The sequence below is a fragment of the Caballeronia sp. LZ028 genome (assembly GCF_031451415.1).
Classification (GTDB): domain Bacteria; phylum Pseudomonadota; class Gammaproteobacteria; order Burkholderiales; family Burkholderiaceae; genus Caballeronia; species Caballeronia zhejiangensis.
On record NZ_JARUXN010000001.1, the window covers coordinates 1,060,517 to 1,083,051 of the forward strand.

General features: G+C 64.5%; 21 protein-coding genes and 1 tRNA gene. 6 read left to right on the top strand and 16 right to left on the bottom strand.

From position 1 onward, the window contains the following. Nucleotides 1-129: 129 nt before the first annotated feature. From guaD to hemN, 7 genes are all read right to left on the bottom strand, one after another. Nucleotides 130-1,458, bottom strand: a complete 1,329-nt coding sequence (gene guaD / locus QCE58_RS04985; RefSeq protein WP_309779257.1) for a guanine deaminase — start codon at nt 1,456-1,458, stop codon at nt 130-132. A 25-nt stretch (nt 1,459-1,483) separates the two neighbouring features. Further along, on the bottom strand, nt 1,484-2,854 hold the full coding sequence (locus QCE58_RS04990; protein WP_008350890.1) for an NCS2 family permease: 1,371 nt from the start codon (nt 2,852-2,854) through the stop codon (nt 1,484-1,486). Nucleotides 2,855-2,863: 9 nt separating this feature from the next. Then, nucleotides 2,864-3,886, bottom strand: a complete 1,023-nt coding sequence (locus QCE58_RS04995) for an adenosine deaminase (protein ID WP_008350888.1) — start codon at nt 3,884-3,886, stop codon at nt 2,864-2,866. Between the two features lie 40 nt (nt 3,887-3,926). Beyond that, nucleotides 3,927-4,952, bottom strand: coding sequence for a xanthine dehydrogenase accessory protein XdhC (gene xdhC, locus QCE58_RS05000; protein ID WP_008350887.1), 1,026 nt, complete (start codon nt 4,950-4,952; stop codon nt 3,927-3,929). A 465-nt stretch (nt 4,953-5,417) separates the two neighbouring features. After that, a complete protein-coding gene (locus QCE58_RS05005; RefSeq protein ID WP_033536679.1) occupies nt 5,418-5,936 on the bottom strand; it encodes a disulfide bond formation protein B in 519 nt (172 codons plus the stop codon). 145 nt (nt 5,937-6,081) lie between these two features. Further along, on the bottom strand, nt 6,082-7,461 hold the full coding sequence (locus tag QCE58_RS05010) for an amidase (protein ID WP_250480376.1): 1,380 nt from the start codon (nt 7,459-7,461) through the stop codon (nt 6,082-6,084). A 146-nt stretch (nt 7,462-7,607) separates the two neighbouring features. Continuing rightward, nucleotides 7,608-8,990: an oxygen-independent coproporphyrinogen III oxidase gene (gene hemN, locus QCE58_RS05015; protein ID WP_250439320.1), complete on the bottom strand. Its 1,383-nt coding sequence runs from the start codon at nt 8,988-8,990 to the stop codon at nt 7,608-7,610. A gap of 148 nt (nt 8,991-9,138) precedes the next feature. On the opposite strand from hemN, the gene QCE58_RS05020 reads away from it, so the two are divergent. The 3 genes from QCE58_RS05020 to QCE58_RS05030 all read left to right on the top strand — a co-directional run bounded on the left by QCE58_RS05020 (nt 9,139) and on the right by QCE58_RS05030 (nt 10,988). After that, the gene (locus QCE58_RS05020) at nt 9,139-9,426 is read left to right on the top strand and encodes a YkgJ family cysteine cluster protein (protein ID WP_250439322.1); all 288 of its coding nucleotides are present in this window, start codon (nt 9,139-9,141) and stop codon (nt 9,424-9,426) included. 72 nt (nt 9,427-9,498) lie between these two features. Beyond that, entirely contained in the window at nt 9,499-10,092 is a 594-nt protein-coding gene (locus QCE58_RS05025) for a DUF1439 domain-containing protein (protein WP_008350882.1), read from the top strand. Nucleotides 10,093-10,154: 62 nt separating this feature from the next. After that, nucleotides 10,155-10,988 (top strand): undecaprenyl-diphosphate phosphatase, encoded by an 834-nt coding sequence (locus QCE58_RS05030; protein ID WP_175981786.1) that lies wholly within the window; start codon nt 10,155-10,157, stop codon nt 10,986-10,988. 69 nt (nt 10,989-11,057) lie between these two features. Here the strand turns inward: QCE58_RS05030 and trmB are convergent, their stop codons facing one another. From trmB to QCE58_RS05045, 3 genes are all read right to left on the bottom strand, one after another. Beyond that, the gene (gene trmB / locus QCE58_RS05035) at nt 11,058-11,798 is read right to left on the bottom strand and encodes a tRNA (guanosine(46)-N7)-methyltransferase TrmB (protein ID WP_008350880.1); all 741 of its coding nucleotides are present in this window, start codon (nt 11,796-11,798) and stop codon (nt 11,058-11,060) included. Nucleotides 11,799-11,873: 75 nt separating this feature from the next. Continuing rightward, nucleotides 11,874-11,948 (bottom strand) — tRNA-Gly (locus QCE58_RS05040). A 54-nt stretch (nt 11,949-12,002) separates the two neighbouring features. Next, on the bottom strand, nt 12,003-12,563 hold the full coding sequence (locus tag QCE58_RS05045) for a YggT family protein (RefSeq protein ID WP_008350879.1): 561 nt from the start codon (nt 12,561-12,563) through the stop codon (nt 12,003-12,005). Nucleotides 12,564-13,894: 1,331 nt separating this feature from the next. On the opposite strand from QCE58_RS05045, the gene QCE58_RS05050 reads away from it, so the two are divergent. Together QCE58_RS05050 and QCE58_RS05055 are read left to right on the top strand one after the other, a co-directional pair. Continuing rightward, nucleotides 13,895-14,197 carry a hypothetical protein gene (locus QCE58_RS05050; RefSeq protein ID WP_034471336.1) on the top strand — a complete coding sequence of 101 codons (303 nt, stop codon included), beginning with the start codon at nt 13,895-13,897 and terminating at the stop codon, nt 14,195-14,197. A 129-nt stretch (nt 14,198-14,326) separates the two neighbouring features. Next, entirely contained in the window at nt 14,327-15,292 is a 966-nt protein-coding gene (locus QCE58_RS05055; RefSeq protein WP_175981788.1) for a threo-3-hydroxy-L-aspartate ammonia-lyase, read from the top strand. A gap of 10 nt (nt 15,293-15,302) precedes the next feature. On the opposite strand, the gene QCE58_RS05060 is transcribed toward QCE58_RS05055, so the two are convergent. From QCE58_RS05060 to QCE58_RS05070, 3 genes are read right to left on the bottom strand one after another with little or no spacing between them, the layout of a single operon-like run. Then, a complete protein-coding gene (locus tag QCE58_RS05060; protein ID WP_250521016.1) occupies nt 15,303-15,971 on the bottom strand; it encodes a LysE family translocator in 669 nt (222 codons plus the stop codon). A 4-nt stretch (nt 15,972-15,975) separates the two neighbouring features. Continuing rightward, a complete protein-coding gene (locus QCE58_RS05065) occupies nt 15,976-16,974 on the bottom strand; it encodes an asparaginase (RefSeq protein WP_250520996.1) in 999 nt (332 codons plus the stop codon). Next, complete coding sequence (locus QCE58_RS05070) at nt 16,971-18,566, bottom strand: UbiD family decarboxylase (RefSeq protein WP_309779261.1); 1,596 nt, start codon at nt 18,564-18,566, stop codon at nt 16,971-16,973. The genes QCE58_RS05065 and QCE58_RS05070 overlap by 4 nt, the downstream gene beginning before the upstream one ends. 587 nt (nt 18,567-19,153) lie before the next feature. On the opposite strand from QCE58_RS05070, the gene QCE58_RS05075 reads away from it, so the two are divergent. Next, nucleotides 19,154-20,299 carry a transglycosylase SLT domain-containing protein gene (locus QCE58_RS05075; RefSeq protein ID WP_250520998.1) on the top strand — a complete coding sequence of 382 codons (1,146 nt, stop codon included), beginning with the start codon at nt 19,154-19,156 and terminating at the stop codon, nt 20,297-20,299. Nucleotides 20,300-20,368: 69 nt separating this feature from the next. On the opposite strand, the gene QCE58_RS05080 is transcribed toward QCE58_RS05075, so the two are convergent. Genes QCE58_RS05080 through ribH form a run of 3 tightly spaced genes read right to left on the bottom strand, consistent with a single transcriptional unit; the run spans nt 20,369 to nt 22,506 of the window. Beyond that, entirely contained in the window at nt 20,369-21,562 is a 1,194-nt protein-coding gene (locus QCE58_RS05080; RefSeq protein ID WP_008350867.1) for a pyridoxal phosphate-dependent aminotransferase, read from the bottom strand. Continuing rightward, on the bottom strand, nt 21,563-22,000 hold the full coding sequence (nusB, locus tag QCE58_RS05085; RefSeq protein ID WP_008350865.1) for a transcription antitermination factor NusB: 438 nt from the start codon (nt 21,998-22,000) through the stop codon (nt 21,563-21,565). Beyond that, nucleotides 21,997-22,506: a 6,7-dimethyl-8-ribityllumazine synthase gene (gene ribH / locus QCE58_RS05090; RefSeq protein ID WP_008350863.1), complete on the bottom strand. Its 510-nt coding sequence runs from the start codon at nt 22,504-22,506 to the stop codon at nt 21,997-21,999. The genes nusB and ribH overlap by 4 nt, the downstream gene beginning before the upstream one ends. Nucleotides 22,507-22,535 lie beyond the last annotated feature (29 nt).

The following is a 22,535-nucleotide window of genomic DNA, read 5'->3' on the forward strand; positions in this document are numbered from 1 at the left end:
AGCCAGCACTTTAACGAGATTGCAACAAAAGTGCTCATTCCGTCGAGTGGATCGTCGCGGTTTGCGTGACGCTACATACAAAAACGCCCTTCGAAGGAAGGGCGTCGGTTGCGCGGATTCCTGAACGCGTCAGGCCGCCAGTTCCAGCTTCGCCGTGTTGCGCGTGTCGCGCGCGTGCACGCGCTTGCCGGCCGCGTAGGTCTCGAAGACCGCGCGATCGTCGCCGAGCAGCGCGAACGCGAACAGCAGTTCTTCCAGTGATTCGGTGCGCGACGTCCGGCGCGCGAGCAGCGGCGTCGAGTTCGGATCGAGCACGACGAAATCCGCCTCGCTGCCGGGCGCGAGCGTGCCGATCCTGTCGTCGAGTTCGAGCACTTGCGCGGCGCCTGTCGTCGCGAGCCAGAACATGCGCGTCGCGGTCAGATGATGGCCGGTGAGACGCGCGATCTTGTGCGCGGCGCCCATCGTCTGAAGCATGGAGAAGGACGTGCCGCCGCCGACGTCCGTCGCGAGCGCGACCGGCATGTTTGACTCGCCAGCTTTCTCGAAATCGAACAAGCCGCTGCCGAGGACGAGGTTCGAAGTCGGGCAGTGCGATGCACCCGAGCCCGTTTCCGCCATGCGCGCGCGGTCCTTGTCGTCGAGATGGATGCAGTGGCCGTACACCGCGCGGCGACGCAGCAAGCCGTAGTGATCGTAAATGTCGAGATAGCTGCGATGTCCCGGAAACAGGCTCTCGACCCATTTGATCTCGTCGGTGTTTTCCGCGACGTGCGTCTGGATGAACACGTCGTTGTGCTTCTGCGCGAGCACGCCGCATGCTTCGAGCTGCGCTTCTGTCGATGTCGGCGCGAAACGCGGCGTCAGCGCGTACTGCTGACGGCCGCGCCCGTGCCAGCGCGCGATGAGTTCGGCGCTGTCGTCGTAGCCGGATTGCGCCGTGTCGCGCAGAAACTCGGGGCAGTTGCGGTCCATCAGCACCTTGCCCGCGATCATGCGCGTGCCGCGCGCTTCGCTTTCAGTGAAGAACGCATCGGCGGATTGCTTGTGAACCGTGCAGTAGACGAGCGCGGTCGTCGTGCCGCACGCGAGCAGCTCGTCGATGAAAAAGCTCGCCGTCTCGCGCGCCACGGCGGGATTCTCGAAGCCGCGCTCGGTCGGAAACGTGTACGTGTTGAGCCACGGCAAAAGGCCCGGCGCGGGCGACGCGATCATGTCCGTCTGCGGATAGTGGATGTGCGAGTCGATGAAACCCGGCACGATCAGCTTGTCGCGCATCGTGTGGACGGTCGCGTCGGCGGCGAGCGTGTCGCGCAGCGACGCATACGCGCCTGCCGCGACCACTTTGCCGTCATCGACGACGAGGAGGCCATCGGCCTCGTACACCGCGCCGTCGGCGGCATGCGCGGGGTCCTCGCGAAAGGTCAGCAATTGGGCGCGGTAGGCGGTCTGAGTCATGGTGCAACGTCTCCGTATCTGATGTTCAAAGCTGCGAAAGCAGGACTAACGAGAAAGCCGCGATGATCCACATCGCCGGCTTGATCTCACGCGCGCGCCCGGTCGCCGACTTCAGCACGACGAACGCGAGAAAGCCGTACGCGACGCCATCGGTGATCGAGTACGTCAGCGGGATCAGGATCATCGCGAGGAACGCGGGAATGGCTTCGTCGAAGCGATGCCATTCGATCTTCGTGATCGCTTCCATCATGAACACGCCGACGAGCACGAGCGCGGGCGCGGTCGCGATCGCCGGCACGAGCGACAGGAGCGGCGAAAGGAACAGGAACGGCAGGAAGCACAATCCGGCGACGACCGCGACGAGACCCGTGCGTCCGCCCGCCGAAATGCCCGCCGCCGATTCGATGTACGCGTTCGCCGGGCTCGTGCCGAGCGGCGCGGAAATGAGCGCGGAGAAGGAGTCGACCATCATCGACTGGCGGATGTTGCGCGGATTGCCGTCCTTGTCGTAGAGCTTGCCGGCTTCCGAAATCGCCATGAAGGTGGACAGCGCGTCGAAGAACGACGTGAACAGCATCACGAAGATGAACGGCCAGTAGATGACCTTCAGCGAGCCCATCAGATCGAGCTGCCCGAGCGCCGAAAAGTCCGGCGCGGCGAAGAGGCCGTTCCAGTTGACAAGCGTTTTCGTGGCGATGGCGGCGGGCCAGTACGCGGTGCCGTCGCCGTAGAAGCGGCCGATCGGAATCGCGATGATCGTCGTGAACACGATGCCGAGCATCAGCGCGCCCGTGACCTTGCGCGCGACGAGAATCGTCGTGACGGCGAGGCCGATCAGAAACGTGACGACCACCGGATTGAGCGACGCCGAATGCACGATCGTCACCGGATCGCCGACGACGAACTTCGCGTTCACGAGCCCGATCAGGCTGATGAAGAGTCCGATGCCGCACGAGACCGCGTGCCGCAGATTCGCGGGAATCGCATCGACGACGAGCTTGCGCGCGTTGAACGCCGCGAGAATCGCGAAGATCACGCCGGACCAGAACACGCAGCCGAGCGCGGTCTGCCACGGCATCTTGCCGCCGTGAACCATGACGAACGCAAAAAGCGCGTTCATGCCCATGCCGGGCGCGACGAGCACCGGATTGCGCGCATACAGGCCCATTGCGCAGCTGCCGAGAAAGCTGACGATGACCGTGGCGGTGAGCGCCGCCGGAAACGGCACGCCCGCCGCCGACAAAATGCCCGGATTGACGACGATGATGTACATCGCCGTGAGGAACGTCGTGATGCCCGCGACGATTTCCGTCTTCGTGCGCGAGCCGGCCGCGCGAATGCCGAAGAATCGTTCGAGCGCGGTGCTGTCTTGTTGTGTTGTTGCGGTTGTTTCCATCGTGCTTGCTTACTGCTTCCAGTGCTGATCCAGGCGCGCGACCATCGCGTCGCGTTCTTCTTCGGTGACGAACGAGGCTTCGAGGCTGTTTTTCAGCAGCGTGTAGACCTCGTGATCGGTGAGCTTCAACGCATCGACGATCGCGAAGTAATTCGCGTTGACGTAGCCGCCGAAGTACGCCGGATCGTCGGAATTGATCATCACCGCGACGCCCTGATCGAGCAGATCCTTCAGCGTGTGCTTCGTCATGTCGTCGAATACGCAGAGCTTGATGTTCGAGAGCGGGCACACCGTCAATGCGATGCGCGCATCGGCGAGACGCGCGACGAGCGCCGCGTCCTCGATGCTGCGCACGCCGTGATCGACGCGATCCACTTTCAGCAGATCGAGCGCTTCGTAGACATACGACGGCGGTCCTTCTTCGCCCGCATGCGCGACGAGCTTCAGACCGCGTTCGCGCGCTTTCGCGAACACGCGCTCGAATTTCGACGGCGGATGGCCGCGTTCCGACGAATCCAGCCCGACGCCGATCAGCCGATGTGCGTACTTGTCGAACAGCGGCAACGCGCTGTCGAAGGTGGCGAGCGCGTCGTCTTCGGACAGATGGCGCAGGAAGCAGAGAATCAGCTTGCTCGACAAGCCGCGCTTTTCGCCTTCCGCGAGCGCGGCGTCGATGCCCGCGACGACCGTTTCGATCGGCACGCCGCGTTCCGTGTGCGTTTGCGGATCGAAGAAGATTTCCGCATGCACGACGTGATCCGCGAGTGCGCGTTCGACGTAGGCCATCGTCATGTCGTAGAAATCCTGCTCCGTGAGCAGCACGCTCGCGCCCGCATAGTAGATGTCGAGAAACGACTGCAAGTCGGTGAACGCGTAAGCCGCGCGAAGCGCATCGATCGAGTCGTACGCGAGCTTCACGTTATTGCGCTTCGCGAGCGCGAAGATCAGTTCCGGCTCTAGCGACCCTTCGATATGGATATGCAACTCGGCTTTCGGCGCGTGCGCAATCTTGTCGGCGAGTGTGGGATTCATTTGGGCTTTTGAGTTTTGGGGCTACAAGTTCGCCTGTGGGTCAGGCGGTCTGTTGCGACGACGCATGGCTCGAAGCGTTGGCTTCGACCGCCTGCAGCAGTTGGGCTGCCGCTGCAACGGCGATCACTTCGGGCGCTTTGTCGACGATGCCGTCGATGCCGATCGGACACACCATCCGCGCGATGCGCGCCGGGTCGATGCCGCGCGCCGCGAGCCGATGCTCGAACTGCTTCTTCTTCGTGAACGAGCCGATCATGCCGAAGAACGCAAAGTCGCCGCGCCGCAGGATGCATTCGGCCAGCGCGAGATCCACCGTGTGGTTGTGCGTCATCACGATGAAGTACGCGTTGGGCGGCGCATTATCGACAGCTTCGTCGGGCGCGTCGGTCGGCTCGATCGTCACGTTATCGGGCACGAACTGCGGTGCGGGAAATGCCGCATCGCGCTCGTCCACCCAGGTCACGTGACACGGCAGCGTCGCGAGCACGCGCACCAGCGCCGCCCCGACATGGCCCGCGCCGAACAGCACGACCTGAAAGTCGTTCGGCGCGATGGTCTCGGTCAAAAGCGCGCCGCGCTCGTCGAAACCGGCGCCGTCCCACAGCAGGCAGTCGGCGTCGGTCGCGCCCGGTTCGGGATCGGAGAGCATCACCGCATCGCGAAGCTCGGGATCCGGCGCGAAGGAAACGCTGCGCACGGTCGATAAACCTTGCGCGGTGCGCTTGCCGAGCGTCGTCACCCAGTTCAGATCCGCGACGTCGAGCCGCTCGAATGCGAGCACGACGGCGCCGCCGCAGCACTGGCCGAGGCTCGGGCCGAGCGCGAAACGCTCGAGTCTGCGCATGCGCGGGCTGCGCATGCCGTCCTTCAGCACTTGCCGTGCGGTTTCGATGGCCTTCCATTCCAGATGGCCGCCGCCGATCGTGTAGCGCGCGTCCTCGCGGGTGACGATCATCTTCGTGCCCGGCTCGCGCGGCGCGGAGCCTTCGACACGCGCGACCGTCACGAGCACGACGGCGTCGCCGTGCGCGAGCAGGTGTTGCAGGTCGTTCAGCCAAACTTGCATCGAGTGAGCTCCGGAAGTGATCGGGTTTGTGCGGGGTTTGCGCGGATTTGCGTCGTCGCAGACGCTAGTTTACCGGGCGATGGACATCCCATCGGCCAGCGAGAGAAAAGCGGGAAAAGCGCGCACACGCAAACGCGTGCGAGCGCATAGGAATAGGGCGCAGAGCCGAAGGGAAGCGGATGGTTTGCGTTGTCATGATTCAGGAAGACATTGCGGACCGGGCGCGCGTTACGCGGTTTCCGTTCGTTTCATGCGTTACCGTGAAAAAAACCGGTTGCCTTTGAGCGAAGCGGACTGCGCGCACGTAGATCGCCATCCAGACACGACCTTAACACCGCAATATCCCAAAAACATTGCGGCAGACGTATCAAGATTATGCGGATGCGCTGATGCGGGAAAGAGAAAGCGCGCAAAGCGCGATGAAGCGGGGAAGGACGGGCGGCGCGGACGGCCGCCCGGAACACATTACCGGACGGTCGAGCGCAGTTTGCGCTTGAATCGCAGGCTGGCCGCGACGAGCACGAAGATCAGCGCGAACGCGATCAGCGACCACTGCGGCAGCGAGAGTCCGAGGATCGGCGGATACGGCGTTTCGCACAGACCGGCGACCTTGAACACTTGCGGCAGCCAGCTTGCGGGCGGCAGGCCGTCGACGATCGGTTGCAGCGCGTCGAAGCCGCAACTGAAGCCGGGATGCGACTGCACATAGACGTGGCGAATCGCGGTGATGAGACCGCCGAGCGCCGAAATCGCGACCAGCGTCTCTAAAAGCGCAATGCCGCGCCAGTTGCGGAATGCCGCGCCGAGAAACGCGAAGATCGCGATCAGCACGAAGAAATAGCGCTGGATGATGCAAAGCGGGCAGGGATCTTCGTTATGGAAGAACTGCAGATACAGCGCACCGCCGACGAGACCGAGACTGACCAAACCGAGCAGCACGAGCAGGCGGCGCTCGCGGCGCATCACCCGGTCGTCCTGATGCATCGTGAAGTGATGTAAAGAGTTGTTCATTATTTCGCAACGATTCGAGAAGGAAGCACCTGAGTTGCGCGGGGATCGCGGGGAATTCTAGCGCGAACGCCCGGTGCGCAAAATCAGCCGCGACGATTGGCCGAGTTTCCCGGCCCGTTCAGCGCGTCGTTTCCAGCACCGCTTCGACCGCCCGTCCGATCGACAGCAACGTGTCGTCGGAGTTCGGCGCGCCCGCGAGCATCAGGCCGACGGGCGCCTCGCCGCGCGGATGGCAGGGGAGCGAGAGCGCGCAGGCATCGAGAAAATTGAACGCGGTCGGATTGCGCAGGATCAGCGCGTTGGTGCGCGTGAAGGCGTCGTCATCCGATTCGAGATCGGCGATGCGCGGCGGCAGCACCGGCACCGTCGGGCAGAGAATCGCGTCGAAACGTTGCCAGAGCGTCGTGCGCGCGGCTTCGATCATCGCGGCGCGCGCCTCGCACAAGTCGATGTAATCCGCCGCGCTCGCCGCTTCGGCGCGTTGCAGGCGCGCCAGCACGCGCGGATCGTAATCGGCGCCGCGCTCGGCCATCAGCTTGCGATGCCACGCATACGCTTCGATCGCGACGAGCGGATAGCGATTGATCTCCGGCAGACGATCGAGCGGCGCAAAGCGCACGTCTTCCACGAGCGCGCCGGCCGCCGCGAGATGATTGACGGCCGCGGCGACGGCGCTGGCGACGCTCGCCTCGACGCCGTCGGTGACGTAGTTCGTCAGCACGCCGAGGCGCACGCCTTCGAGCGGGCGCGTCGCGGGCACGCCGGGATCGCGCCCCGCGAGAATCCGGTCGACGAGCGCGCAGCATGCGACCGACACGCCGATCGGACCGAACGAATCGAGCGTTTTCGACAGCGGCACGCCGCCTTGCTTCGGGATGCGGCTCGCGGTCGGCTTGAAGCCGGTGAGGCCGCACAGCGCGGCCGGAATGCGGATGGAGCCGCCGGTGTCGGTGCCGAGCGCGACGGCTGCCATGCCATCGGCGACCGATGCCGCCGCACCCGACGACGAGCCGCCCGCGATGCGCGCGTCGCCCGGCACGTTCGCGCGCCACGGCGAGCGCGGCGTGCCGTAATGCGGATTGAGCCCGAGGCCCGAGAACGCGAACTCGCTCATGTTGGTGCGCCCGACGATCACCGCGCCCGCACGGCGCAGGCGCGCGACGGTCACGGCGTCGGCGCTGGCGGGCGCGTTGTCGGCGAGCGCCTTCGAGCCGGCGCGCGTCACCTGGCCTTCGACATCGAAGAGATCTTTGATCGACACAGGAATGCCCGCGAGCGGCGAGAGCACGGTCCCGGCGCGGCGCAGCGCGTCGTGCGCATCGGCGGCGGCGCGTGCGTGATCGGCATCGACATGCAGGAAAACGGTCGAGCCCTGGCCCGCCGGGTCGGCGATCCGTTCGAGCGCCGTCTCGACGAGCGCGCGGCTCGTCGTGCGGCCCCTTTTCAGATCGGCGGCGAGTTGGGCGAGAGGGGCGAACTGCGGCGAAGTGGTCGGCATGGCGTCGGGCAGTGGCGTCGCCGTCTGCGAGAAGCCGGCAATGCCCGGCGCTTCGCATCGGCAGTGAGTGGATGGACGCCGCAGCCGAAAGCCGGGGCGTCCAAGGTGGCTGTCATTCTAAGCCACCGACGCCGATCGAACACCGCTCAGATCGTGCGCGAGAAGCGCCGCAGACTCGATTGACCCAGATAGCGGTCGAATACCGATGCGACGTTGCGCACCAGCATGCGGCCAGCGGGCAGCACGCGGATCGCGTCGCGCGAGAGATCGATGAGGCCATCGCCGGCCATCGGCGCGAGGCGCGCGAGTTCGTCGGCGAAAACGGCGGGGAATTCGATGCCGTGCGCGTTCGCGACATCGTCGAAGCGCAGCTCGCCGCCGCACATGAGACGCATGATGACGTCGCGGCGCAGTGCATCGTCGGCGGACAGGCGCACGCCGCGCGCGATGGCGAGCCGCCCCGCGTCGATTGCCGCGGCATAGTCGGCGAGTTCGCGGGCGTTCTGCGCATAGACATCGCCGATCTTGCCGATCGACGACGCGCCGATGCCGATCAGATCGCAATCCGCATGCGTGCTGTAGCCCTGGAAGTTGCGCTGGAGCGTGCCGGCTTCGAAGGCGCGCGCGAGCTCGTCGCCGGGCAGTGCGAAATGATCCATGCCGATGTACACGTAGCCCGCGTCGCTCATGCGCCCGATCACGCGCTCGAGAATCGCGAGACGCACGGCCGGTGAAGGCAGCGCGCTTTCGTCGATCTGCCGCTGCATCTTGAAGAGTGCCGGCATGTGCGCGTAGCCGAACACGGAGACGCGATCCGGTTTCAGATCGACGATCGCGTCGAGCGTGCGCGAAAAGCTTTCGACGCTCTGATGCGGCAGGCCGTAGATCAGATCGACGCTCACCGACTTGAAACCGTTCGCGCGCGCGGCGTCGAGCACGGTTTCGGTCATTTCGCGCGGCTGAATGCGATTGACGGCGCGCTGCACGCGTTCGTCGAAGTCCTGCACGCCGAGGCTCAGGCGGTTGAAGCCGAGTTCGCGCAGCAACGCGACGGTTTGCGCCGACGCCTCGCGCGGATCGACTTCGATCGAATATTCCGCGCGCTCGTCGGAAACGAGATTGAAGTGCTCGCGCGTCGCGGACATCAGCTCGGCCATCTCGTCGTGCGAGAGGAAAGTCGGCGTGCCGCCGCCCCAGTGAAGCTGCGTCACCGGGCGCGACGTATCGAAAAGCGCTGCTTGCAGCGCCAGCTCGCGCTTCATGCGATCGAGGTACGGGCGAGCGTGCGCGCGATTCTTCGTCGCGACCTTGTTGCAGCCGCAGTAGAAGCAGACGGTGTCGCAGAACGGAATGTGGAAGTAGAGCGAGAGATCGGCGTTCGCGTTGGACTGGCTCGCGGCTTCGCGATAGTGCGCGGCGTCGAAGGAATCGGTGAACTGGACGGCGGTCGGATAGGACGTGTAGCGCGGACCGTGCGCGTCGTAGCGCGCGAGCAGGTCGGGGCGAAAGAGCGGGGCGGCGGGAGTCATGGCGGACCTCGGGGGGAACGTCCGAGTGTAGTCGGACGATGCGCGCGAACATTGCGTGATAAGGTCGCAGCCCAATGGCAGCATTTGACGAACCGCAAAGAAGAGGCATGAGAAAATGCCGGTTCTTTTTGCGCTGTTGAGTCACGCCATGTCGATCGATTCTTCGCCCCATGCCTGCCGCCAGGGCTGCGGCGCCTGTTGCATCGCGCCGTCCATCTCGAGTCCGATTCCGGGAATGCCGGATGGCAAGCGCGCGGGCGAACGCTGCGTTCAATTGGGCGACGATCTGCGCTGCAGGATTTTCGGCGATCCGCGCAGGCCGGCGTGCTGCGGCGGATTGCAGCCTTCGCACGAGATGTGCGGCGAGACGCGCGAATATGCGCTGACGTGGATCGAGCGGCTCGAAACAGCGACGCAGCCGACGCAACTGTCGTGACGATCGACAGTCCAATTCGCGGACCGCGCCGAAGACGGCGCAGATTCGAAGAAGAACACTGGAGGATCAAGCATGACGGAACCCGTCGCGCCGCTGCGGCGCCGGTTCGTGCGGGCAGGGCTGATGGCGCTGCCCGCGCTCGCACTCGCATCGAAGGCCCACGCGGCCTCGAACTCGATATTCCCCTTCATTCCGGATCACTACACATTCTCGACGCAGCAGGTGCAAGCCGCCGTCGCGCGCAAGTTCCCGCTGCAACGCACGGCTTCGCAGATTTTCGACGTCGTCCTGAGCAATCCCGTCGTCGGGATGGCGCCGGATCGCAATCGCGTGACCGTGCGCGTCGATGCGCGACTTTCGACGCCGTTCATGCCGAATCCCGTGATCGGCGCGTTCACGCTCTCGACGCAGCTCGGCTACGATGCGCCGAGCCGTTCGGTCATTCTCGTGTCGCCGTCCGTCGACGATGCGCAGTTCACGGGCGATGCCGCGCAATATAACCAGCAGATCGCGTCGGTCGGCGCGCAACTCGCGGCGCAATTGCTCGACCGCTATCCGATCCACACCTTCAAGCCCGAGGAGCTCCAGTTCGCCGGGGTGTCTTACGAACCCGGTACAATCACAGTCCTTACAAACGGCATACGTGTGCAGATTGTCGAGAAGTGAATCGAAATCGCTGCGCAATGTGCATCAAAACCTACGGCTACACCGCGAACAAGGGCTGACGGATGGACTGGATATTGATGGTGAAGGCGCTCATCCTGGGCGTCGTGGAGGGCTTGACCGAATTTCTGCCGGTCTCGAGCACGGGGCATCTGATCGTGGCGGGCAGCTTGCTGAATTTCACCGACGCGCAATCGAAAACCTTCGACGTCGTCATCCAGTTCGGCGCGATTCTCGCGATTTGCTGGGAATACCGCGCGAAGATCGGCTCCGTCGTCGCCGGCCTGCCCGCACGCTCCGACGCGCGGCGCTTCACGCTCAACGTCATCATCGCGACGATTCCGGCCATCGCGCTCGGTCTCCTGCTCGAAAAGCACATCAAGGCGGTGCTGTTCTCGCCGGTGCCGGTGTCGGTCGCGCTGATCGTCGGCGGCATCGTCATTCTCTGGGCGGAGTCGCGCCAGCGCGAGCGGGGCGTCATCACGCGCGTGCATTCCGTCGACGATCTTTCCTATGGGGATGCCTTCAAGGTCGGCCTCGCGCAATGTTTCGCGCTGATTCCGGGCACCTCGCGTTCGGGTGCGACGATCATCGGCGGCATGTTGTTCGGGCTCGAACGGCGCGTGGCGACGGAGTTCTCGTTCTTCCTCGCCATTCCGATCATCTTCGGCGCGACGCTCTACGAAATGGCCAAGTACTGGCGCACGCTGACCGTGAACGATATCGGGCTGTTCGTCATCGGGCTCGTCGCGGCTTTCGTCAGCGCGTTCGTCTGCGTGCGCTGGCTGCTGCGCTACGTCGCGTCGCACGATTTCACGGCGTTCGCGTGGTATCGCATCGGCTTCGGCTTGCTGATCCTGATCGTCGGATACAGCGGCGGATTGAGCTGGGCCGACTGATCCCGCTCTCGCCACGCAAAGCAAAACGCCACGGCTTGCCGTGGCGTTTTGCTTTCTGGGCGATGCCGTTCAGCGGCGGCGGAACATCAGATCCCAGACGCCGTGGCCGAGCCGCAGGCCGCGCCGCTCGAACTTCGTGACCGGGCGGAAATCGGGGCGCGGCGCGTAGCCGTCGGCGGTGTTTTCGAGCGCCGGTTCCGCCGACAGCACTTCGAGCATCTGCTCGGCATAGTTCTGCCAGTCGGTCGCCAGATGGATATAGCCGCCCGGCTTCATGCGCGACACGAGCAGCGCGACGAACTTCGGCTGAATCAGGCGGCGCTTGTGATGGCGCGCCTTGTGCCACGGATCCGGAAAGTAGATGTGCACGCCGTCGAGACTGTCCGGCGCGATCATGTGTTCGAGCACTTCCACGGCGTCGTGCTGGAGGATGCGGATATTGCCGAGCCCTTGCTCGCCGATCAGCTTCAGCAGCGCGCCGACGCCCGGCTCGTGCACTTCGACGCCGATGAAGTCATCGCCCGGACGCGCGGCCGCGATTTCCGCCGTCGTCGCGCCCATGCCGAAACCGATTTCGAGCACGCGCGGCGCGTGGCGGCCGAAGTGCGCGTCCCAGTCGGCGAGCTGCGGCGTGTAGGGCACGACGTAGCGCGGGCCGAGATCGTCGATCGCGCGCTGCTGGCCCGGCGATACGCGCCCCGCGCGCGTGACGAAGCTGCGGATGCGCCGATGCCGCAGCGTGGCGTTTTCGTTGACGTCGGACGGGTGCGTGCCGTTGTCGTCGGCTTCGTCTTGGGGATCGTGGCTCATGAGGCGATGCTGGAACGGATGCGCGAAACTAAAAAGCCGCCCAAACGTGACTTGGGGCGGCTTTCGCTGGGATTCTGGAGCGGGCGATGGGAATCGAACCCACGTCTGTAGCTTGGGAAGCTACGGTAATAGCCATTATACGACGCCCGCAAGAGCCGGCTATTGTAAGCGCAACGCGTCCCGAGGCGCAATTGCGCGCGGGTTTCAGATGCCGAAGAGCGTCATCGAGACGGCGACGCGCGTCACGACCATCAGCAGCACCTGGACGATCACGAAGAGCAGAATCGGCGAAAGATCGATGCCGCCGAGTCGCGGCAGGATGCGCCGCAGCGGATCGAGAAACGGCGCGGTGATCTGATACAGCAGCGGCATCGCCGGCGACTGCGGATTGAGCCACGACAGGAGCGCCATCAGGATCGTCACCCAGATAATCAGGTTCAGCGCCCATTTGACGACGGTCAGCAACGCGACGAGCAGAAGGGTCGGCGCCATGAGCGTCGGATCGACGCCCGCGAGCACGACCATCAGCGTCACGTAGACAGCCGAGGCGATGAACGCCGCGACGATGCTCGCCCAGTCGATCTTCCCGCCGGGAAGAATCTTGCGCAGCGGCAGCACGAGCCAGTTGGTCGCCTGCATCACGGCGTTCGACACGGGGTTGTAGGGCGGCATCCGCACGACCTGGATCCATGCGCGCAGCAGGAGCGCCGCGCCGAACAGGGTGAAAAGGGTGTTGAGCAGAAAACGGGCGATATCGCCGAACATCTCGGGTCCTCTAGGATGCGTGCGCAGTGTTGCGACGTGCGCCGGGTCGGGTTAAGCGAAAGGTGAAGGGAGACGAAAGGCGCTAGCGGGCGCAGAGCCGCCCGCGAGTGATGTCTGGATGGCGGCCGTCCGCGCGGCGCGAATCTTGAATGCTGAGCTTGATCATTGTTCGTTCTCTGGACTGAGTATCTCGTCGAAGTCATCGCGGCGCGCGGCGCATCATGCGCGTTTGCGCGCCCGTCGCACGCACGCCGTTAGACGAAGCTTCGCGTTTTTCTGTTCTCGGCGATTCGAACTCCCCGCCCAACAGGCTTGCCTGATGGGGCGCCGGACGTCACCTTAACATGGCTTTGCAGCCGCTTGGGGACGTTGTCGCACGCGCCGCGCGCGATTGGTCGGGCGATTGTGTGAAAGGTACGCGAAAGTTAATCGCAGGAGACTCATCCGCATGAAACGCCAGTGTCGGAAAACCCTAGTGTTGCCATTTTGAGACGATCGCGAAAAGCGTATTTCACGCAAAACTGGCAGGATATAAAGACGGAAAGCGAAAGGGCCGAGCGCTTCATCGGGCGGGATTGTTTCCCTTCGAATGACTGGGCGAGAAATCGGACAGGACGAATTTTCCGGCCAAAAAGCATGCTTTTCGCTGAATGTGGTTTAACACACATCAATCGCATATCGACGTGAAGGCTTGGTTTCTTTGCGTACATTGAGGAACGAACAGGGCGCTCGATACTAAAGAGAAGACGATTTCAGCGGGAGCGCAGGCGCGGCGGGATGCGGCCGGCTCTCCCATCAAGGTTTCATTCGCTACGTTCGGAGGTTGCCGTGAGCATTTTCTCTTATAGAAAGCATCTGCGATTTTTGAGCCAAGCCCAACGGCGCCGCTGGTGGGATCAGAAAAAGCGACTGACGCCTCGCGTCGTTATCGGCGCGGCTTATGTGCCGCCGAACGTCACGCGTGAATTCGCTTACGTCAAAGTGGGTTGAACGACGCTTCGAGCTTTTAAGAATCTCGCGCATTACATGAGAAGCCCCGGCGGACGCATTGTCCGTCGGGGCTTTTCCGTTCTTTTGTAAATAGACGTTACGCCGTTTTTTAACTTATGGCGTATATCGAGTCGAGCCACCGCGCGCAGGTCCGCCGAACGGTCGATCGGAGCCTGTTTGCGGCCATCGCCCGGCTTTCGGTCTCCTGGCAGCGTTAAGCATCTTGCAATTTGCAACAAATGACTCCGCCGACCGATCTGCTTTTTCGATAAATTCGACTCATACCGTCGCTCGTGAGCCGCCTGGACCGGCCATCATGCGTAGCGGCGAGGAGAACGAAAGTGAAAAAGCTCGGTGGTTTGTTGGTCGCTGGTGCGCTCGGCGTGGGATTCGTCGGTGCAGCGCAGGCGCATGTATCGGTGGGCGTGGGTATCGGGGTGCCGGCTTACCCGGTGTACGCCGCGCCGCCGGCTCCTGTCTATGTCGCGCCGCCGCAGCCCGTTTATGTGGCGCCGCCGCCTGTCATGTATGCGCCGCCGCCCGCGGTGGTTTATGGCGGCTACGGCGGCTATGGTTACTACGGCCGTCCGTATTACCGGCATCACGGTTACTACCGTCACGGACCGGGCTACTGGCGCCGCTGATCGGCCCGAACGGCTTATTCCGAAGGCGATGCATGCATGCATCGCCTTCTGCGTTTACGGGCCGATTTCTGGATTTTTGCGACGGAACTGGGACAATGATGATCCTCCTCACCTCACGCTCTCACGCCGATGTCCACTCTTCCCGCCCCGACTTTCGATGACGTCGCCGACGCCGCCCGGCGCATCGAAGGATTCGCCCATCGCACGCCCGTCCTGACTTCCCGCACCGCCGACGCCATCGCGGGCGCGTCGCTCTTCTTCAAGTGCGAGAACTTCCAGCGCATGGGCGCGTTCAAGTTCCGCGGCGCCTACAACGCGCTCTCTCATTTCGACGACCGCCAGCGCGCAGCGGGCGTCATCACGTACTCGTCGGGGAATCATGCGCAGGCGATCGCGCTGTCCGCGAAGCTCGCCGGCATCCGCGCGACGATCGTCATGCCGGAAGACGCGCCCGCCGCGAAGATGGAGGCGACGCGCGGCTACGGCGGCGAAGTGATCACCTACGACCGCTACACGCAAAATCGCGAGGAAATCGGCCGCAAGCTCGCCGAGGAACGCGGCATGACGCTGATTCCGCCCTACGACCATCCGCATGTGATCGCGGGGCAGGGCACGGCGGCGAAGGAACTGATCGAGGAAACCGGTCCGCTCGATTATCTGTTCGTGTGTCTGGGCGGCGGCGGGCTCATCGGCGGATGCGCGCTCGCGGCGGCGGCGTTGTCGCCGGACTGCAAGGTGATCGGCGTCGAGCCGGAGGCGGGCAACGACGCGCAGCAATCGCTCGCTCGCGGCGAAATCGTGCATATCGACGTGCCGCGCACGATCGCCGATGGCGCCGCTTCGACGCACGTCGGCGAATACAACTTTCCGATCATCCAGCGTCACGTGGACCGGATCGTCACCGTGAGCGATGCGCAATTGATCGACACGCTGCGCTTCTTCGCGCAGCGCATGAAGATGGTCGTCGAGCCGACCGGCTGCCTCGCGGCGGCCGCCGTGCTGCAGAAGGTCGTGCCGGTCGAAGGCAAGCGCGTCGGCGTGATCGTGTCGGGCGGCAACGTCGATTTGCCGAAGCTGTCGCAGTATCTCGCGTGATGGCGGATCGTCACGACGCTGCGTTGACGATCAGATCGCGGTAGCCGTTCACGATCACGCTGTACGCGAAGTACGCGAACAGCACGGCGGACATCACGTGGCACGCGCGCAGGAGCTGCGTGCCGGCGCGCTTTCGGCCGTGGCTCGCTAGCGTGCAGATGAAGATCGTCCAGCCGAGCCCGCCGCCGAAGAAGCCGATCAGAAACACCGACGCGCTGACGGGACTCGTCGCGCCGGCCTTGGCGATGAGCGCGCCGCCGACCGCCGCAAACCACAATATCGCGCTCGGCGACGACACCGCGAGCAGGCATCCGCGCACGAAGCTTTGCCAATGCTTCGGGCGCGGCACGGTGAGATCCGCTTCGCCTTCGACGGGCGGCGCCGACGCCGGATTGAGCGCTTCACGCGCCATCTTCCAGGTGAGAAAGAGCAGCACGACGGCGCCGCCGATCCACACGACCCAGCGCACGGCGGAGAACTGCAAGAGCGCGGACATGCCCGCGAGCGCGAGCGCCGCATAGAACAGATCGCCGAAGCACGTGCCGAGGCCGAGCACCATCCCCGGCTTGAATCCGTGCGACAGCGCGAGCGAAATGATCGCGACGTTGGCGATCCCGATATCCAGACACAACGACAGCGACAGAAAGAACCCATCCGACAGCAACGACCACGAATGCATGTTGTTATTGATGGTTGTGAAGCGTGAAGCTGACATCGAGACGGCCGGTCGGCACGTTCATCGTGTTGCGTGTGGGCGGATTACGGAAGGCGGCGAGCGCATCGCGCTGTGCTTGCGTGCCGATGCCGAGCGCATCGAGCAGATGGACGACGACCGCGTTCACCACGGCCGTATTGCCGTCCTCGACTTTCACCGCGATGCCGATCGGACCTGTCTCGCGGCGCACGCCGATCGCGTAACTCGCGTCCGCGCCGGTCTTGGCGACGAGCGCGCCGCCGAACGCCTGCATCACCAGCGTGCAGAAGCGGCCTTCGCCCGCGACGAGTTCCGGATGCGACGTCATCGCGCGATGGACGCGTGCGAGCGGCGAGCCGTCCGACGCGGCGGCGATGTTCATATAGAGCCGCGCGAGACGTTCGAGCGGGAAGGCGGGCGTCGGCAGATTGCAGCCGTCGATGGCCCATTGCACTTCGTCATCGGCGAGATCGACGGCGCGCGCCACCGTGCGCTTCACATGCGCCTGCAGCGGATGACCGGGCAAGTGGTAATCGGCGAGTGGCGCGTTCATCGCGCGCGCGCCCGCGAGCATGCCGGCGTGCTTGCCGGAGCAATTGCTGCAGACGGCGGTCGGCGTGAAATCGCGCCGGATCCAGTCCTTGTACACGGCGTCTGAAATCGGCGGATGGCCGCCGCAGCGCAGATCGCTTTCGCTCGCGTTCGACTTCGCGAGCATCGCGAGCGCGCGCTCGATATGACGCGGCTCGCTGCTGTGCGATCCGCACATCAGCGCGAGGTCCTCGTCGGTGAAGCCGAAGCGTTCGAGCGCGCCCGTTTCGATGACGGCGAGCGCCTGCGCGGGCTTCGCGGCCGAGCGCGGCAGCGTCACGCGGCGCGGATCGCCGAAAGAATGGATGAGGCGGCCATCGGCATCGACGACCGCGACATGCGCCGCGTGCGTGTTCTCGATGACATCGCCTCGATAGAGCGTGGCCGCGATCGTCATTTGTCGAGTCCGAGTTCGGTCCAGAGCGTATCGACGCGGCGCTTCACGGCTTCGTCCATGACGATCGGGCGGCCCCATTCGCGATTCGTTTCGCCGGGCCACTTGTTGGTCGCGTCGAGTCCCATCTTCGAGCCGAGACCCGCAACCGGCGACGCGAAATCGAGATAATCGATCGGCGTGCTGTCGACCATCACGGTGTCGCGCGTCGGATCGACCCGCGTCGTGATCGCCCAGATCACTTCCTTCCAGTCGCGCACGTTCACGTCTTCATCCACGACGACGATGAACTTCGTATACATGAATTGCCGCAGGAAGCTCCAGACGCCGAACATCACGCGCTTCGCGTGGCCGGGATAGCTCTTCTTCATCTGCACGATCGCCATGCGATAGCTGCAGCCCTCCGGCGGCAGATAGAAATCGGTGATCTCGGTGAACTGCTTCTGCAACAGCGGCACGAAGACTTCGTTCAGCGCGACGCCGAGCACGGCAGGCTCGTCCGGCGGTTTGCCTGTGTAGGTGGAATGAAACAGCGCGTCGCGGCGCATCGTGATCTTCTCGACGGTGAAGACCGGAAACCATTCCTGCTCGTTGTAATAGCCGGTGTGATCGCCGTACGGGCCTTCGAGCGCGTGCTCGTATTTCGCCGACGCCCCCGCCGACGGACGCGGCGGCGCGCCTGCGGGCGCGGGCGGCGGCGCGCCGTCCTGCGGATAGATGAAACCTTCGAGCACGATTTCCGCGCGTGCCGGCACCTGCAATGCATCGACGCCCGGCGTCAGGCATTTCGCGAGTTCGGTGCGCGATCCGCGCAGGAGACCAGCGAACTGATATTCGGACAACGAATCGGGCACGGGCGTCACTGCGCCGAGAATCGTCGCGGGATCGGCGCCGAGCACGACCGCCACGGGATACGGCTTGCCGGGATTCGCGAGCGCGAACTCACGGAAATCGAGCGCGCCGCCGCGATGCGCGAGCCAGCGCATGATGAGCTTGTTGCGCCCGATCAGCTGTTGCCGATAGATGCCGAGATTCTGACGCGGCTTGTTCGGCCCGCGCGTGACGGTGAGGCCCCAGGTGAGCAGCGGACCGGCGTCGCCGGGCCAGCATGTCTGGATCGGCAGCCGATTGAGATCGACGTCGTTGCCTTCCCACACGATTTCCTGACAGGGCGGCGCGCTGACCGACTTCGGCGCCATGTCCCACACGGCCTTCGCGAGCGAGAGCAGCTTGCCGGCATCCTTCAGGCCCTTCGGCGGCTCGGGCTCCTTGAGCGCGGAAAGCAGCCTGCCGACATCGCGCAACGAACTCAGCGCGGCGACGTCGCTGCCGAGACTCACATCGGAACCGCTTTGCGCGTCCGTCTCGATGCCCATGCCGAGCGCGACGCGCCGCGTCGTGCCGAACAGGTTCGCGAGCACGGGCATCGTGTAACCGGTGGGCGCTTCGAACAGCAGCGCCGGTCCGCCCGCGCGCAACACGCGATCGGAGACTTCGGTGATTTCGAGAACGGGAGAGACGGGCTGCCGAATGCGGCGGAGTTCACCGAGCGCTTCAAGGCGGGCGGCGAAGTCGCGCAGATCTTTGTATTTCATCGATGGTCGGAAGTGGACTCGAAGGCGCCCGGAGGCATAACTCGCCGGGCGGGACGGCTGCGCGCTGAACGATTGTCGATTTTACCTGCGTCGGCGTCCGTGCGTTGGGCGACATTCAGCGAAAACCGCTTGGAATCGCCCGGGAGACGTGGTTTTCGGCTGCTGAACACTGTTCAATATAACTGTAAGTAATTGAAACCAAAGTCTATAGCATTGACGGATCATTAAACCCTGTTAGAATCGCTTGGCATCCATTGCAGGTTTTGAAACTTTTTACCTTAGCCTCAGGTCTGTCAGACGCCAATGCGTCGCCTGCGCCGCTCCTGCCCGGCGATTCATGGCTGTTGGTTGTCATTGCCGGCGTTTCACACGCCGGTTTTTCGCGTGGAAAGCCACGTGCGCGTTCAGGGCATGCAGTTCGTGCCGCGCAACCCGGCGGATTTTTGCCGGATCGGCTTTTCAGACGGCGCTTGCCGTATCCCCGATGCCGCTGACGCTTACCGAGAGTGAGCGGTGTCTGATTTGTCTCTCGAGTACGTGCTTCATTCGTATTCATCTGCGCAAATCATGCAACATTGGGAGTATCGATGAATGCTTCGGTTTGGTGGGGTTCCGACTCCCGCGCCGCGCAGGTTGTGCGCGTAGCGCTACGTCGCGGACGCCGTTTGAGTCACCATCTCTTCGTCGTGGTCGGTTGCGCGGCCGTTGTCAGTGCGCTCGCGCTCTGGCTGGCGCCTTCCTGGCGCACGACGTTCGCCGCAAAGATCATGCCGTTCGTGTCGGCCGCGGTCCAGGCCGGTCCGGCGCGTTTGCTCGCCGGCCAGCCGCTGCCGCCGTTCTCGGCGGTGCATCGCGCGCCCGGCGACGCCGCGCTGCCCGTGAACGTGGCCGCTAACACGGCGGCGCCCGAAATTGCCAAGGCGCCGGCCACCGTGACCCCGTCGCTCGGCGCGGCGGCCAGCGACGACGCCAGCACCCGTCAGCTCACCGGCGGCATCAGCCTGGCCGTGTCGCCCAACGGGCTCGATCCGCGCACGATGCCGTCCGTCGGCATGCTGGCGAACCTGATTCCTGCGCAACGCGTCGTCGCGGATGCGCGCGATGACCGCGTGCTCGTCTCGGCGCGTGAGCAGAAGCTCGTCGCGAATTTCATCGCGCGTCGCTATCGCGTGGCGCAAGAGCCGGTCACGGAACTCGTGCGCGCCGCGTTCGATACGGGTCGCGAAGTCGGCCTCGATCCGCTGCTGCTGCTTTCGGTGATGGCGATCGAATCGGGCTTCAATCCGTATGCGGAAAGCGGCGTCGGCGCGCAGGGCCTCATGCAGGTCATGTCGAAGGTGCATTCCGACAAATTCGAGTACTTCGGCGGCTCGCACGCGGCGCTCGATCCGCTCGCGAACATCAAGGTCGGCGCGCTCGTGCTGAAGGATTGCATCGCGCGCGGCGGCTCGGTGGCGGGCGGCTTGCGCTACTACGTCGGCTCGACGACGCAGGACGACGGCGGTTACGGCGCGAAGGTGCTGGCCGAGCGCTCGCGTCTGCGCGATGTCGCGCGCGGCCGCAATGTGCCGATCAACGCGCCGCAGGCGCCGGTCCAGGCCGCGCCGAAGCAGGTTCTCGCCTCGACGTCCGCGGACAAACGCGTTCACGCGACGATCGAATCGCCGAAGAAATCGCAGGACGATGGCGACGTGGACACGAAGCACGTCGCATCGGCGGAGCTGGGCGCGTAAGGCTTTCGGCAGACGTAAAAAGGAAAGGGCACCCGCGGGTGCCCTTTTTTGTTGCGCGTGCCGTCGCGATTATCGACGGAACAGCGTGCCGAGTCGCTGGACCGCTTCTTCCAGCTTCGCCTGCGACGTCGCATATGACAGCCGGATGTAGCGCTGCGGCGCGTGAAAACCGAAATCCGCGCCCGGCACGAGCACGACGCCCGCGTCGTGGAGCATCGAATGCGTGAGCGCATCGCTGTCGCCGGCGGCGGGGTGGTGAACCGTCGTCGTGTCGGCGTAGACGTAGAACGCGCCGTCCGGCACGACCGGCACGCCGAAACCGAGCGAGCGCAGCGCCGGCACGATGTAATCGCGACGCCGCTTGAACTCCAGTCGCCGTGCTTCGTAGATCCCGATCGTCTCCGGCTCGAAGCACGCGAGCGCCGCATGCTGCGCGAGCGCCGACGCGCAGATGAACAGATTCTGCGACAGCTTTTCGACCGCGCTGACCATCGCGTGCGGCACGACGAGCCAGCCGAGCCGCCAGCCGGTCATGTTGAAGTACTTCGAGAAGCTGTTCACGGTGACGACGTCGTCGCCGAAGGAGAGCGCGGACACGGGTTTCGCGTCGTAACTCAGGCCCTGGTAAATCTCGTCGACGATCGTGAAGCCGCCGCGCGCGCGCACCGTGTCGACGATGCGCCGCAGTTCGTCCGGCTCGATCGACGTGCCCGTCGGATTCGACGGCGACGCGAGCAGCACGCCGCGCGTCTTCTCGCTCCAGTTCTCCTCGACATGCTCGGCCGTCAACTGGAAGCGCTCGGCCGGGCCGCTCGCGATGAGCACCGGCTTGCCATCCGCCGCCGACACGAAATGCCGGTTGCACGGATAGCAGGGATCGGGCATCAGGACTTCGTCGCCGTTATCGACGAGCGCCATGCACGCCAGCAGCAGCGCCGCCGACGCGCCCGCCGTCACGACGATCCGCTCGGGGTCGACGGCCAGGCCGAAGGTATCGCGATAATGCTGCGAAATCGCCTCGCGCAGCGCGTGGATGCCGAGCGCGTTGGTGTACTGCGTCACGCCGCGCTTCAGGGCATCGGCGGCGGCGTTCGTGACCGGCTCCGGCGCGGTGAAATCCGGCTCGCCGATGCTCATGTGGATGATGTCGCGGCCCGCGCGCTCGAGCGCCTGCGCCTCTTTCATCAGCTCCATCACGTAGAACGGCTCGATTGCGTCGACGCGCGACGCCAGCCGCACGAGCGGTTCGGCTGTCTGGTTCATTTATGCTCCGCGGCCGCGCGCCTGCGCTTCGGTGGGCCGCATCACGACGGCGAGCTTGTCCAGCACGCCATTGACGTACTTGTAGCCGTCCGAGCCGCCGAAAGTTTTCGTCAACTCGACCGCTTCGTTGATGACGACGCGATACGGCACGTCGATGTGATGCTTGAACTCGAAGGCGGCAACCAGCAGCACCGCGCGCTCGACCGGCGACAGTTGCTCGATCGGACGATCGAGGCACGGCTGCAACTCGGCCGACAGCGCGTCGGATTCCTTGATCACGCCGTGCAGGATCGCATCGAGATGATCCTTGTCGGCCTTGTCGAAACCTTGAGAATTGCGCAACTGCGCGTCGATTTCGCCGGCGGGCGCGCCCGACAGCAACCACTGGTAAAGCCCTTGCGTCGCGAGTTCGCGCGAACGGCGTCGTGCGCTCTTCATGCGCGGTCCTCGTCTTCTTCGTCTTCGTCTTCATCGTCGCCGCCGAGCTGCTCGAGCGCGACGGACAGATTCGCCATTTCGACCGCCACGCGCGCGGCGTCGCGACCCTTTTCGGTCATGCGGGCGACGGCTTGCTCGTCGTTCTCGGTCGTCAGCACGGCGTTCGCAACCGGAATGCCGAAGTCGAGCGCGATGCGCGAGATGCCCGAGCCGCTTTCGTTCGACACGAGCTCGAAGTGATACGTCTCGCCGCGCACGACGGCGCCGAGCGCGATCAGCGCGTCGAACTGGCCGGATTCCGCGAGCTTTTGCAGCGCGAGCGGAATTTCGAGCGCGCCGGGCACCGTGACGAGCAGCACGTCCTGGCCGATCACGCCGAGGCGTTCCAGCTCCTCGATGCAGGCGTCGGCGAGGCCGTTGCACACCGGTTCGTTGAAGCGCGACTGCACGATGCCGATGCGCAGGCCGTCACCGTCGAGGTTCGGCTGGTATTGTCCGATTTCCATGAATGATTTCCGTTGGTTCAGATTGGGTT

Excerpts from the sequence above, each read along its gene's own strand:
- QCE58_RS05045 (WP_008350879.1), bottom strand. The coding sequence starts at position 12,563 with ATGTTCGGCGATATCGCCCGTTTTCTGCTCAACACCCTTTTCACCCTG.
- QCE58_RS05080 (WP_008350867.1), bottom strand. The coding sequence starts at position 21,562 with ATGAACCAGACAGCCGAACCGCTCGTGCGGCTGGCGTCGCGCGTCGAC.
- QCE58_RS05075 (WP_250520998.1), top strand. The coding sequence starts at position 19,154 with ATGAATGCTTCGGTTTGGTGGGGTTCCGACTCCCGCGCCGCGCAGGTT.
- trmB (WP_008350880.1), bottom strand. The coding sequence starts at position 11,798 with ATGAGCCACGATCCCCAAGACGAAGCCGACGACAACGGCACGCACCCG.
- ribH (WP_008350863.1), bottom strand. The coding sequence starts at position 22,506 with ATGGAAATCGGACAATACCAGCCGAACCTCGACGGTGACGGCCTGCGC.
- QCE58_RS04995 (WP_008350888.1), bottom strand. The coding sequence starts at position 3,886 with ATGAATCCCACACTCGCCGACAAGATTGCGCACGCGCCGAAAGCCGAG.
- hemN (WP_250439320.1), bottom strand. The coding sequence starts at position 8,990 with ATGACTCCCGCCGCCCCGCTCTTTCGCCCCGACCTGCTCGCGCGCTAC.
- QCE58_RS05055 (WP_175981788.1), top strand. The coding sequence starts at position 14,327 with ATGTCCACTCTTCCCGCCCCGACTTTCGATGACGTCGCCGACGCCGCC.
- guaD (WP_309779257.1), bottom strand. The coding sequence starts at position 1,458 with ATGACTCAGACCGCCTACCGCGCCCAATTGCTGACCTTTCGCGAGGAC.
- xdhC (WP_008350887.1), bottom strand. The coding sequence starts at position 4,952 with ATGCAAGTTTGGCTGAACGACCTGCAACACCTGCTCGCGCACGGCGAC.
- QCE58_RS05010 (WP_250480376.1), bottom strand. The coding sequence starts at position 7,461 with ATGCCGACCACTTCGCCGCAGTTCGCCCCTCTCGCCCAACTCGCCGCC.
- QCE58_RS04990 (WP_008350890.1), bottom strand. The coding sequence starts at position 2,854 with ATGGAAACAACCGCAACAACACAACAAGACAGCACCGCGCTCGAACGA.
- QCE58_RS05030 (WP_175981786.1), top strand. The coding sequence starts at position 10,155 with ATGGACTGGATATTGATGGTGAAGGCGCTCATCCTGGGCGTCGTGGAG.
- QCE58_RS05020 (WP_250439322.1), top strand. The coding sequence starts at position 9,139 with ATGTCGATCGATTCTTCGCCCCATGCCTGCCGCCAGGGCTGCGGCGCC.
- QCE58_RS05070 (WP_309779261.1), bottom strand. The coding sequence starts at position 18,566 with ATGAAATACAAAGATCTGCGCGACTTCGCCGCCCGCCTTGAAGCGCTC.
- nusB (WP_008350865.1), bottom strand. The coding sequence starts at position 22,000 with ATGAAGAGCGCACGACGCCGTTCGCGCGAACTCGCGACGCAAGGGCTT.
- QCE58_RS05025 (WP_008350882.1), top strand. The coding sequence starts at position 9,499 with ATGACGGAACCCGTCGCGCCGCTGCGGCGCCGGTTCGTGCGGGCAGGG.
- QCE58_RS05060 (WP_250521016.1), bottom strand. The coding sequence starts at position 15,971 with ATGCATTCGTGGTCGTTGCTGTCGGATGGGTTCTTTCTGTCGCTGTCG.
- QCE58_RS05005 (WP_033536679.1), bottom strand. The coding sequence starts at position 5,936 with ATGCATCAGGACGACCGGGTGATGCGCCGCGAGCGCCGCCTGCTCGTG.
- QCE58_RS05065 (WP_250520996.1), bottom strand. The coding sequence starts at position 16,974 with ATGACGATCGCGGCCACGCTCTATCGAGGCGATGTCATCGAGAACACG.